Consider the following 13,112-nt stretch of genomic DNA (forward strand, 5'->3'; position numbering starts at 1 on the left):
AATATGCATACATTTCTTTCTGAAAAGCATAGATTTAATATCTTATATTCAATTAATTGTTACATGAAATTTTTAAAATACACGACATATCTATAGAAAAGAGTACATAAGGATTGTTCCCGATGTACTCTTTTCCCATTATAAAATTATCACAATATAAAACCATATTAGTTAGTATCTGCATTAAAAAATTCCATCATCTTAAAGCGACTACTTATCATATTTTTAAGCTTCACACTAGTATTTTTTCGCTAAATTGACCACTTACTATCCAAAAATCAATAAGTTGGACCAATGCCTTAGTTTGTTGTTCACTCAGTGGAACTCCCAACTCAAATTGTGCTTGCAATGCCCGTTCACTAAAATTCGCTGATCCCATATAGCCTTTTTCTTGATCTACTAATAATAACTTAGCATGGAGCCATAATTTTTTCTCTTGTTTTTCTAAAGGTTCAAATATTCTCATCTGAATATTTTCGTATAAAAACTGTTCTAATAAATATTCAAAAGCTTTTCTATTCATATCTAAATCAAAATCATTTACTATCCAATCTATAGTAATACCACTTTTATTTCCACTGAGCGCCTTTAGGCTTATCATTAATTGTTGTATACCACCAACTGAATAGTATGGTGAAAAAAATATTATTCTTTTATTTGCTGTTTGTATTAAATTTTGGATCCATGTATTTAGGTATTCGAAATGTTTCGAAATTCCCTTCGGGATAACAATACCATGTGGATTAGTCCACAATAGTTGTTCATTCGCAGTTTCTAACGAAGCATAATCAAAATGTCCTACCATTTCAGCTAATTCAAATATTCTTTGCAACTGAATATCATTAATGACAATATATTTTTTTTGACTTTCCTTTATTAATTCCATATCTTCCAATATTCTAAAAAGGGTATGTACAATACCTTCATCTATATGTTGTTTATTTAAGCTTATCCATTCTTTTAAGGTAAAGCCATTTGGTTGAATACACTGTAAATAACGGAAAATTCCAGCCCATTTAATTAATGAACAATCTAACTTGTTTTTTTTAGTTAAATTTATAAGCCTTATCAAAATTTACTTTCCCCTTCTCCATTACCTCGTCTAATTCTTTAGAAAAATAACCAATTACGGGTATTTCTCCAACATAACCACCTGTTAACAAATTTCTGCTTAGACCACGATTAAAGTGCTGACATGAAAATTTCAAGTATGAACAAGCATGACAAGCACCATGCTGCCCTTTACAAATTGGGTCATATAAGCACGTCTGAGACTTTTCATAAGTATTTCTAAGCCATCTTTCAAGGTCATTTTCAAATGCAGCAATAAGAGCACCCATGCCTCCACCTTGTAATTTAGAAACATAAATTGTGCCAGCCAAAGCTGATGGAAATATATACTCTGACATACTATCTACGTCTAATCCTATAATTGACTTGCCAGCATGTAATAGCATATGTAACATTGTATGCACCAATTGATATGTCATAATTGATGCTAAAACCCTTTGATTCTCAGTGTAATCTTCTGGATTGAGCATTACTATATTTTCCTTATCCATTTTGGCAAGACGTAAATATTTATATAATATCGCATGTGCTTCTCTCTTATCACTCGGAAATCTACTATCAAGGCTTATCAATTGATTTATTTCTAACCATCTTAAAATTCTTAATGGATCTAGTTTAAAAATAATAGCTTCATTATCATTTTTCAAAACTGGAATTACTGTATATCGCTTATTATTTATCTGCTTCCGGAATGGATTTAAAATGGATCGATTTCTATCAAATGATTTACGAGTATATCCTATCCCCATAGTAATAACAGGAAACTTCTCCAACAATGCTACTGTTTCTAAACCAAGATTTTTAATCTCATTTTTTGCTCTTAAATAAGCAGTTTCTTGTACTAAGTCACCATTCGCTTTAGATTCTTCTAACTTATCCTCAATAGTTTGTCCTTCATTTTCATACCATGAAAATAAAAATTCATGTAATAACCTGTCTTCATCAACCATTTCAATAGGAAAATTCTGTTCAAATACCTTTTCTACTTCTTCCTTAATATCCTTACCTGAAAATTGCGAACCCAAGTCACTACTTTTAATTGTATTTAATATTATTCTTCTTTCTTCTTCATTCTTTGCAGAATTTAATAATATTTGCAGCGTACTATTGTTTTTTTCAACCTCGAAATTTTGCGAATAATTTGCTGTATTGATTGAATCTACTTGTAATAAAGCTGCCATTTGGATATGTGCAAAACTTTCATGTTCTTTTCTTTCTATTAATACCTGTTGTTCTAAATTAACCATTGATTTTAATGCTGGATAATGAATATCACCTTCTGACAGGTGCGTTCCTCCCAAAAATCGCTTGTTACTTTGTAGCATTTCTCCAGTTAAAGGGAGGTTAGTATGCTTAGTTCCCAGTTCACCTAGTGATATATGTTTTTTATAGTTATACCAAGTTGCAGTAGTAAAACGCCTCGTATCACGCATTCGAATTCCATCATATTTTTCATGCCAAGTTTTAGCACCTTTATTAGCTTTAACATTAATAGACTGAAGGTCTCCATTCAGATGCACAAGAGCATAAGGGTATTGCTTTATAACATCATTTCTACAAAATTGACATTTTAATTCTGGATTTTTTTTAGACAAATCTTCAAGATTAAAATAATAATGTACATTTTCACAAGAACGATTGTTACAATGAAAAACTAATGGAAAAAGTGAAAATTCAACCTGATCGATTTCACCAAAAAAATATAGTTCATCCTGTTCAGGATATAAATTGGTATTTAACCCTGAATTCACCTTCCAATCGCTAACATACTTTCTAACTTCCTCAAGAAGGTGACCTGTCTTCTCATTTAATTTATTTAATTCTATATCTGTTACTTGATACCACTTCTTCTTCTCCATAAAAACTGCTCCAGGAAGAAAACGAAATAGAACTTGACTTCTACCCCTTTTAAAATTCTTAACCATAATTACTTACCAATCCTTTCGCTAAGAGGGAGTGCATACCTTAAAATAACATCTGTTTCTCTACAAGACTGTATTGTAAGCCCTTCTTCTATATCTCGAAAACTTGAAATGGGATTTAACACTTGTTCATCCTTAAATTTTAAAGTTTTTGAACTTGTATTTAAAAGATGCTCTTTTTCTCTATATATTCGTTCAATTGTTTCTTTAACCCGTTCTCGAGCTGTTAGTGAAAAATATTCATATCCTGCACCATATATTCTCTCCAACTGCTCAATGATTTCTTTACTAACCGAGTCTCCACTTGTAACCCTATCTGCAATATACTGCTGAAACAAACCACAATTATAAATAGTTTTATTTTGTTTTTGAGAATGTACGTTTAATAATAAACTCGATAACAATCCTGGCAAAGTTCTCTCTATTGCTTTTAAAGATAAACGATTGATTGGGACTGGATCTACTAAACGATCCATAAAAGTGTGATTTTGAATAAAAAATTGATACTGTGATCTTTCTCGCAGGTCATTCGCTCGAAAGCTTACTAATACTAATCCTGCATGCGATCTAGCAGAACGACTTGATGCCTGTATATATTCAGCTTGTTTTGAAGGCATACCTGCCATAAAAAAGCTGTTTATTCTTTCTAAATCTACTCCATGGCTAATAAGGCTGGTAGCAATTAACAACTGTAGCTTATTCTTATATTCTACTCTTCCACCTTGAGACTCAATTTTATCAATAACATCAATAATTTTATCCATGTCATTATCGCCCGTCAGCATTTCCGTCTGTATACTAAATTCTGGATCTTTTATTTCTTCCATACGTCTTGCAATGTCTAATCCCATAGCCTTTTGATTTACATAAACTGTAGACAAATCATATTTTGATAGTAATTCTAAAAAATCCTCTTCACAATCAATTCCTTCAAACCCGAATTCTTTAAAAATATAACTAGATTTATAATGTAAATTTCTAATTTCTTTTTGATATAAGTAAACCGATCTTCCAATTACTTCTTCTTGAGAACGTGAATGTGGCAAAATCCCCAAATATAAACGTCTTTTAACAGTTGGTGTACTTGTAGCATAAAAAGATTCACCTTTTTTAAATCCCATGGATGGATACTTCCTAGGTGCACGTAAATATAAATGGTTAATATGATGTTCATACGATTCAATTGTAGCAGTTGCAGCAATAATTTTAGGTAAATGATCCGGTTTTCTTCCAAATGACCTAGCGAATTCATTTAATGCTCCCTCATAATGACCATTTAATGCCCCTAATTCTTCTTTTAATAAGTGCAGCTCATCTTGAATAAATAGAGATGGCACTGGATCATAAAAGCTATCTTTTTTCTTTAATAAATCACCCTTATGTTTAGCCGTATTTTTTACTTTTTCACTACAAGATAGATATTCATCGTATGCTCCAACGATACACCTATCAGAATAGAACCCATGCTTATTGCATGTCCCACCAATCTGTCCAAAAATATGTGAAAATTCTCTATATCTCCCCATAATAGCTAACTTATCAACGGTTCCGCATAACACACTTGGAACAAATCTATAAACCTCTGAATCAGTAATATATATTGGTACAACACCATTTAGTTCTTTACTTTTTACAACAAAACACTCTTGGTTAGTACATTGATGTTCAAATCTCCATAAAGACTCATTGAATTCAAGTTTTAGGTTTTTGTCACACCTAGGACATTTATGTAACAACATTTTCCTTTTTTTACTTATCTCATTTTCGAAATACTTCTTTCTCATATTATCTTTTACAAAGTTGTCGGTATTACTTCCCCCTGCAAAAAATCCTATTGAAAATGGTTTTCCCTTCGAAGGAATCTCATCACTTTTTTGTCTATATTCCTCTGCATATATTAACATCTTAGCAAGACGATCTAGTTGGTTCTTGGATAACATGCGGAGCGGAAATCTAATCCAAGAGCTACATCCTCGCTTTTTCCCTCTTAATCGGTCATAAAATAACGCTGTAACTACCAATCCAAGATATGCCTCTGTTTTACCTCCACCAGTTGGGAACCATAATACATCTGCATATTTTGCAGATGTAGCAATTTCCTCTTTTTTACTATCAGTTTCAGGCATTTCTCGAGCATATAAACTTGGCAAAATTCTTACTATGAATATGATTTGGAATAAACGCCAAGAAGTATATTTTCCTTTCCCTGATTCCATAAACACCTTATTCATTATATTAAAGGCAGTCATCAGCCTTGAATCCATCTTTAGTGCATATATTCCTAATTCAAACGAATCGATTTCCTCTTCGAATTCCTTCATATCTTTGGTACAACTGCTAATTTCCTCTTCAGTTATTAGTTGCTTCTCTTCATCACCTTTGTAATCAATAAAATCTTTCCACTTTCTTAAATAATTTTTCATTTCTAACACTACATTTGAAAGCGTTCTATCCACTAATTTTGGTGTTGTAAGATCTTCAAAAGCAACCGATAAATCTTCCCGTGTTCTATAATGTTCTTGAAAGTAAGATGGAATAGTTTCTGTTGATAAAGTTAATTCACTATCCGTATCATTCTCTTTATAAATACCTACACAATTAATACCTTTGACATTATATCTTTTGTCATACTTGTAATCATCGATAGCTCCATCAAAATAAAATGGAATGTGTTTTCCTTGCTGAATTTTAACTTCGAAAAAACAATCAAAAAATTGTGTTGGATGACCTGTTGTTTTTTCTCCTATTGTTATATCTGGAACCTTCGTATCATTTAATAAACTTATATTAATTTTCAATAAATTATTTCCTAATTTGTCCTTATAATAAACTGGATCAATAACTAAATTTGCATCCCAATTAGCTATATTAGTATTCGATTCCTTTATTCCCTCCAGCATATCTTTAAATTCTTCTTCTGTTTCTGGTTTTTTAAGGAGTGGTACAGCACCCGTTTTTTCTATAACATTCGAATATACAGAAAATAAATCTTCCCTATCTAAAAGCTGCGTTATTTCTTCTTTCAAAATCTCTTTTAATGGGATATTCTGTTGTTCTAATTCATTAAAATCTATTTCAAAAGGTAAATCATTAAAACAAACTTCCGTTTGTTCATATTTTTCTAACAATTTAAGCCCTTTATTTTGTTCATTTGTCCTTTTAGTGTCATTAGAACTAATTTTAATATTTTCTGCCTCGACCTTATTTATGTCATCCAATATTTTTGATTGGGGATTATCTTCACTTTCACTATTAATTAAGTATTCAAATGACTTGCTCTGTTCTAGGAAAGTAGGGAAAAACCTTGGATACAAATTGAATTTCCCTGAAATTGTTCCCCTTACATTTACTTTATTCGGGTCTACTAAAAACTCCAGCCCCATATTACAATTTTTCGCCAAACTCTTAAACTGAGGCTGCGGATCATTTTCCTCGTCTTCTTCATTTACCTGATTCATAAATTCAATATCTGGAAACAAAACACCTGAAAAAAAGCGTCGAATAGGCTCTTCACCAATTACGATTTTTTCTTTATTTCCTCGTAAACCATCTTTTAAAATTTGCTCCATATGTTCAACAAACTTAATCTCGTTATTAGTATTCTGCTGTTTACTGATCCTCTGCCGTTTCGCCATATCTAACCAATCCCCTTTCAATAAACAAATTCTTTGTTTCGCCTGAAATAATTTTTTCTACTATACTTGGATGAACCAAATATTCCTGATTTATATCCAGACGTTTAATTTCAGAAAATTCCAGTATATCCAAGACATCTTTCATTGAAATACGCATTCCTTTTCCTAAATCTATCCATCGTGATTCATCCAACTCATATCCTTCTACTAATCCTGTAGCTTGCTCCGTAACAATTTTACCCAAAGCTTTTCCTAATTTAATATGAATACCCCAAAGTTCCCTCATTGCTTTATAAATTGACTGAACTCTATCTTCATATTGTTTCTCTCCTAAGACCCTAGCTATAGCTCTAACATTAGCATAATCTCGAACAAGGGAAACATCTCCATTAATCCAGTTAGAAATTGTTAATGGGGAAATAATTTTCCCGCCATTGTTATTAATGGCATTTAAAATTTTTTCGTATGATTCAGATTTATACGTGCTACCATGATGAAATTTATGCCACAATAAGTTTAACATATCTTTCCATTCATTTGCATTCGCTTCTATCCATTTCATGATTAACGCATTAGATGACATACTAAGGATAGTATTAAAAAGTTCTTTTCTCTGTTGTTTTTTTATCCTAACCCAAATATCACCCGATTTCATTTCTAATGGGTTAATAGTTTTAACATCCGGCTCATTAAATTTCTTAACTTTCACTGTAGAATCATTAGGGATAAATACATAGTTATCGTTATCCTTATCCTGTTTTAAACCTATTGATACCGAAACCTTAACACATGTAAAATAAGTATCTGAAAAATTATCAACAAATAGATTGTCAAGATATGATTTATCAGCAATATTGGAATTTAGTCCCCACTCTTCATCGAAATCATTTTCCTCTGTTAAAATTTTAATTAGAACATCATCTTTAAATAAATAATCAATTTCCGTTTTGTTAGATATATCAGATATAACTCTAGTATCTGCAAAGTTAATTATATGATTATTAAAATTGATTTTCACTAATGGTACAGTTCCTTTTTTATTAGAAGCATCAATATTAGCCCCAAAAAAATTACTAAAGGTAGTGTTCAGCCGTTGTGGATATAAATTACTTGTCATTTTATTAATCTGATACTTTATAAGTGGTAATTCCTTAAATCCCTCAATAATATGTACTTCGGTCCTTTTTGAAAAATAAGATGAGCTCAGGTACTTTTTATTCCATGGATTAACCAAAATCACAAAATCTGGTTCATTTAACTCATCTAAATATATTTCTTTCAACTGTTTTTTTGCCCAGTTCTCCTGCGTCATCACATTAACTTTTATTAGATCATTTAAAGTAACATTTAATGTGGCTCGAAGCCATACTTTAAGTTCCTCAGCAACAAGCTTATCTGAAACTATTATCAAGATATTATCCTTGTTATCCATATAAGTATTTAAAAGTTCTTTAATTACTTTTCCCCTAGGGCTGTCTCCCATTTCTAATAAAATATCATAAATTTCAATAACATCTTTTAACAAATGCGGCATTAAAGTATCCACAATAATTTTTTCTTCATAACCATCACTCTGAATTTTAGAAACTGTTAATAATATTTCTTTTATTGTTGGTTTACCTTGTGACCATCTTGTTCTTTCGTACCATTCCAGAGGAATCGGTATTGATAACATTTTTAAGAGAACATTCTGTACTTTTTTAAAGCTAAGAACTTGTTTACCTGATTCGGTATAACTTTTATCAAAAATAGCCAATGCCCGATTAAAACTTTGATTTAAGGAGCGTAATCCTTTAATTTGCTGAATCGTTATTTCTCGTTCTCCTTGCTTAAGATAAGGAATAGAAGACTGGATGCTCCAAGCTGCAGTGACTGGATTAGAAACTGAATCTATATTTATATTAAAAAGGTTTTCGAAACTCTCAATTGTATACATATCTACTGGGATACAATTATCGAGCTCCGCCGCAATGTTTAATGAGATTTCATCACGAGCCGGAGCTATTATTATCACATGCTTAGCATGTTTTTTTGCCCATTTTACTAGATTCATCGCTCTAGCTCTATGTCGAAATGGCAATAAATCAATTACAATAACATCTGGCTCCATATCTAAATTTTCTGGAAGAGAATGCCTATACGCTCTGAAAAGTGCTAGCCATGGCAGCGTCCCATCATTATTATTAATTTTATTTTTTTTCTTTTTACTCTTATTTTCATTAAAAGTAAACGTTTTAAATTTCTCCGCTTCAACTGTGTATATCTTAATGTAATCCCTCAAAAAGGTATTATCGATTGAAGTTCTCCAAATGTGGGACAATAATTCAATATTATCTGTTAAAATAAGAATTCCAGAATTCTTATTAAATCTAACTCCAATTTCTGAAGATAGACTACCAACTACATGTTGTAATATTAAATGATAAGAAAGTAAAAGAGGAAAGCCATAAGAAAATGAAGGAATAGAATACAAAATGTCCCCTTTATTTTCTTCTTTTTTTGATAAAGAAAATGCTTTCAAGGACGTTGTTAAAATGATATTATCAATATCTGAAGGTTCAACCTTTTCTGTTTTAACGATGGATTCGAACGAATCTAATGATTCATACAGGCAATATTTTTGATGATTTAGCATGCCTCTCCCAAAATCCATACTTGATAAACTTAGGAACTCTCCTAAACTCCCCCCTGTTTCCTCATGAACATTTATTGGTACTGGCATAATTTCTTTATACGCCTTCTTTTTCTGTGCATCTGTTAGACCACTCAATAGAGACCCTCCCGTCGCCTTAAATTCATCTTAATATTATTGTAAATGAATTTATTTACTAAAAAAAGAAATCTTTCTTACGATAGAAAATTATTCCGAATAACACTTTAAAAGGAAGGATTAACAAAGTATGTTATAATCTTATCATCTGAAAAATAAAAGTAAGGATTGAGATACATAGTTATATGGATTCCAAACTGCCAACTCATAGCGTAAATTATCGGAAAGGTAAGCGAGCTAGTTCCTCTCCAAAATCTTACAGGAAAATGCTCTGCAATCCCCATAAATAGTAACAACAATATTATTATTGTTGGAGGAAAAGTGATTTTAATTTAACGTAAAAATATAGTTATAATAACCAAAGCAAGAAAAGAAATAAAGATAAGAACTAGCAATCTTTTCTCTCATAAAGATAGAACTTACATCTTTCAAAACAACCCCTTCTTTCCTTATAAAAACTTCATTTTCTCTATTATCCAACAAAAAAACGGCACTGGCAAAATGGAAGAACATCCACTAGCCAATCACCGGCTGTGTACTGCACCTAAAAAGGCTAGACACAATACTAGTATATAAGAGTTTGTAAAGTTTACCCATTAGTCAAATGGTGTAATTGTACATACTTTTAGATTTAGTTCTACTAGTACAAAAGATGTAAACAGAATTTAAATTTTGATTCACTAAAAGAAGTCTAAGAAAAATAGGAAGGCTATCGTAAATATTTATTTATCTATTTATTTCATCTAAATCCCTAGGTTATGTAGGTATCCAATACTCCCCATCTAATATTTACAAATAACCCATGAGATAATTTCCTTATATACTACATATGAAGTTCATCACTTAATATTTATTGAAGAAAAGACGATGCATACAATATTCAAATCTAATTAACATATCATTTGATTAGCAGTAGCGCTTTCAAAGAGACTCCCTACTCTCAGAAAGGAATCTCCAATTCACATTATTTCCCCTATTTCTATATTTCTTATTTGATTCTAATTACTAACTGATTAGGATTATTGCAAATCAAAATAATAAAATGAATTTTCTCGAAAAGAGAATGATTCCAAAAGAACAAATAATCATTTTTGATGAGGCCCAACGAGCATGGGATGCAAAAAAAGTCGACCAATCACTCACTCGAAGAAATCGAGAAGCTCAAAACTTAAGCGAACCGGATATTATAATGAATGTTACAACAAATAATAAACCGTGGAGTGTAACAATTGGTTTAATTGGTGAAGGACAAAAGATCTATTCTGGTGAGGAAGGCGGTCTCGCTCTATGGAATACTGCGATCGCTGGAAAAAACGTGACTGTTCACTCTAAACATCCTAATTCTTTATTTACAAATGCAGCACATTATAGAACTCATTCTCAGCTACATTTAAACTCATCTTTCCGCGCTCATGCAGCTTTAAAATACTATGAAATTATTAATACTTTATTGGATGCTAATTTTGAACAAACAAAACAACTGATTCATCATCTACCGAAAGAACATTATCACCTTTTTATTACACGCGATTTAAACAAAGCCAAACTCACTTTACATCAGCTTTATCAGGATGATACAAAAACAGTTGGCGTTGTCTGTGCTGGTGGCGCTGATCGTCAAAAAGGAATCCCCCTTCATAAAAGAACATACGCTCTATTATGAAGGGACAATCACAGTGTATGACTATTCAATCCTAACGAATAAAATCATCTTATGTGTATTTCTATGAAGTTTTTACGCTTCAGTAAGTTGCATCAAAATGGGATTAGACCCTATGCATACAAAGTTAGCAGTAGTTGGTGATGTAAATCGAAGCGGTTCAATCGTTCTAGCCGTAACTCCACCCTTAAAAGCATTGGGTGTAAAGAAGAATGTATGGTTTGGTATTTAAGAATGTAAATCAGACTGTATTTGGTACTATGGAACATTATCCCTTATATTTTTCATTCCTACTGCTACTTATGTTATTTCTAAATTATTATGTTCATAATAAAAAAAGAGGGTGCTCGCAGCTCCCTCTTTTTTTAGATAATTAAATATGCTCTCCATGATCCATAAACACTTCAATAGTTTCATTTTGTGATACGTCTTTTACATTAGTAAGACCAAAAGTAAAAACAGCGGATAACATCATCATTAATAAGATTGCTTTTTTCATTTTAGCGCCCTTCTTTCTATACTCTTTTTGTCTGCATCTAAAGCGATGTGTAAATACTTGCTGGCTTTTTCGTGATTTTCTGAACCATAGAATATATTACCTAAAAGATAAGCATATTCTTTTACCCAATCATATAATTCTTCTTTTTCAAAATACGAAATACCTTCCATGACCACCTTTTCTAATTCTTCTTGTGGTGCATAGTTATGGACTGCTTTTAAAATTTGAAAATGATGACGATAACATAAGTCACTAATCTTATAGCCATTCTCAATATATTCATTAGCATTATGATTATGACCTAACTTAAAATGTTCTCTTGCTAAAAGAAACATCGTTTTAGCGTTGTTTTCTAGTGATTCCTCTAAATGCTTAATTGCTAACTCTGACATGTTTTGACTTGCATATAAAAGTCCTAAATTGTGCTTTACACGTTTAGTAAGACTTTCGTCATGAGATTTTTGGAAGGTACCTAGTGCTGAAAGTAAATATTCCTCTGCACTTTCGAATTCATTTAGTCGAATGTGTGCCATCCCTAAAGTATTTAAGCATGCTGCAGTTTTTAATTCATACCCTGGACTAATTGAAAATACTTCATTCGCCTTTGTAGCCAATTGAACTGCTAGGATTGGTTTTAATACGTGATAGTAATGGACTGCAAGCCAATAATTAAATTCAGCTTTTTCAATTTCATCATGCATGTACTCTAAAAACGTTTCAGCTTTTTCAAATTGCATTCTTGCTTCACTATGGTTTGCTGTATTAGTAGCATAAATTGCTTTAAATAAATGATGATAGTACTCTAAAAATGTTTCTGTAGACTCTTGTAATGGCTCAATTTTATCCAAAATATCTTTTGAACTATCCATATCACGAATTAGCAGATTATACCGTGCATTCAATAAAGCATAGTAGACTAATATTGTTTGGTCTTCCTTAATATTATTGATTTTATCTGCAATCTCTTCTTTTATTTTATTAGACTGTAATACACTTTGTGAAATTATAGCTTGATACCAGTCGTTTAATAATTTTGTGATTTCTTCTTTAGAAATAATTTCAACATTCATATACGCTACCCCCTTTTATTAAAGGTTACCATAACATACTTGTTTATATAAATGATTTTCCGAATATTAAAACTTGATAAATTTTTTCTAACACTCATATTAAACAATGTTAATTTCAGATTTATTGAACCACCCCCACTTTAAATAATTATCTGTTAATCTTACCAATCAAATTAGTACAACAGTTAACATGATACACAGGGAAACTTTAATTGAATAGAAAACATATTTTGAATAACTCTCCTTAAAATTAGTATCAGTATCTCTCATTCCCTCGTCTACCGATTTTAATATCCATATTTCTTTAAGTACACGTATATATGATTTGATTTTATACGAAAAACCATGAATTATTAAAAATTTAGTTTCAGATAGAAGACATAGACCATAGGAGTTGATGTCCCTTAACCCGCAATACATTCCTGTTTTTTTATTGATACAAGATATAAATCGTCAGTTTTAACTATATAGTTGAGAAGGAATGC

6 protein-coding genes and 3 pseudogenes are annotated in these 13,112 nt (G+C 31.3%); 2 read left to right on the plus strand and 7 right to left on the minus strand.

Annotated elements, in window-relative coordinates; translation table 11 throughout:
* Positions 1-232: 232 nt before the first annotated feature.
* The 5 genes and pseudogenes from NST27_RS27990 to NST27_RS28010 form a co-directional block, all read right to left on the minus strand.
* Positions 233-1,072 carry a phospholipase D-like domain-containing protein gene (locus tag NST27_RS27990; RefSeq protein ID WP_047387830.1) on the minus strand — a complete coding sequence of 280 codons (840 nt, stop codon included), beginning with the start codon at positions 1,070-1,072 and terminating at the stop codon, positions 233-235.
* Positions 1,047-2,930, minus strand: a complete 1,884-nt coding sequence (locus NST27_RS27995) for a hypothetical protein (RefSeq protein WP_047387864.1) — start codon at positions 2,928-2,930, stop codon at positions 1,047-1,049. Before NST27_RS27995 ends, NST27_RS27990 begins: the two co-directional genes overlap by 26 nt.
* 68 nt (positions 2,931-2,998) lie before the next feature.
* Positions 2,999-6,628 (minus strand): helicase-related protein, encoded by a 3,630-nt coding sequence (locus NST27_RS28000; protein WP_047387832.1) that lies wholly within the window; start codon positions 6,626-6,628, stop codon positions 2,999-3,001.
* The gene (locus NST27_RS28005; protein ID WP_047387835.1) at positions 6,603-9,398 is read right to left on the minus strand and encodes a DrmE family protein; all 2,796 of its coding nucleotides are present in this window, start codon (positions 9,396-9,398) and stop codon (positions 6,603-6,605) included. The genes NST27_RS28000 and NST27_RS28005 overlap by 26 nt, the downstream gene beginning before the upstream one ends.
* A gap of 176 nt (positions 9,399-9,574) precedes the next feature.
* Positions 9,575-9,830, minus strand: a pseudogene (locus NST27_RS28010) (GAF domain-containing sensor histidine kinase); the annotation flags it as partial.
* A gap of 607 nt (positions 9,831-10,437) precedes the next feature.
* On the opposite strand from NST27_RS28010, the pseudogene NST27_RS28015 reads away from it, so the two are divergent.
* A pseudogene (locus NST27_RS28015) lies at positions 10,438-11,043 on the plus strand (DNA/RNA helicase domain-containing protein); the annotation flags it as partial.
* A 31-nt stretch (positions 11,044-11,074) separates the two neighbouring features.
* Positions 11,075-11,269 (plus strand): annotated as a pseudogene (locus NST27_RS28020) (DNA repair protein); the annotation flags it as partial.
* A gap of 162 nt (positions 11,270-11,431) precedes the next feature.
* On the opposite strand, the gene NST27_RS28025 reads toward NST27_RS28020, so the two are convergent.
* Positions 11,432-11,557, minus strand: a complete 126-nt coding sequence (locus NST27_RS28025) for a hypothetical protein (protein WP_000709205.1) — start codon at positions 11,555-11,557, stop codon at positions 11,432-11,434.
* Complete coding sequence (locus NST27_RS28030; RefSeq protein WP_047387853.1) at positions 11,554-12,627, minus strand: Rap family tetratricopeptide repeat protein; 1,074 nt, start codon at positions 12,625-12,627, stop codon at positions 11,554-11,556. The genes NST27_RS28025 and NST27_RS28030 overlap by 4 nt, the downstream gene beginning before the upstream one ends.
* Positions 12,628-13,112: the final 485 nt, after the last annotated feature.

It is taken from the genome of Bacillus sp. FSL W8-0770, assembly GCF_038008705.1.
GTDB classification, from domain to species: Bacteria; Bacillota; Bacilli; order Bacillales; family Bacillaceae_G; genus Bacillus_A; species Bacillus_A cereus.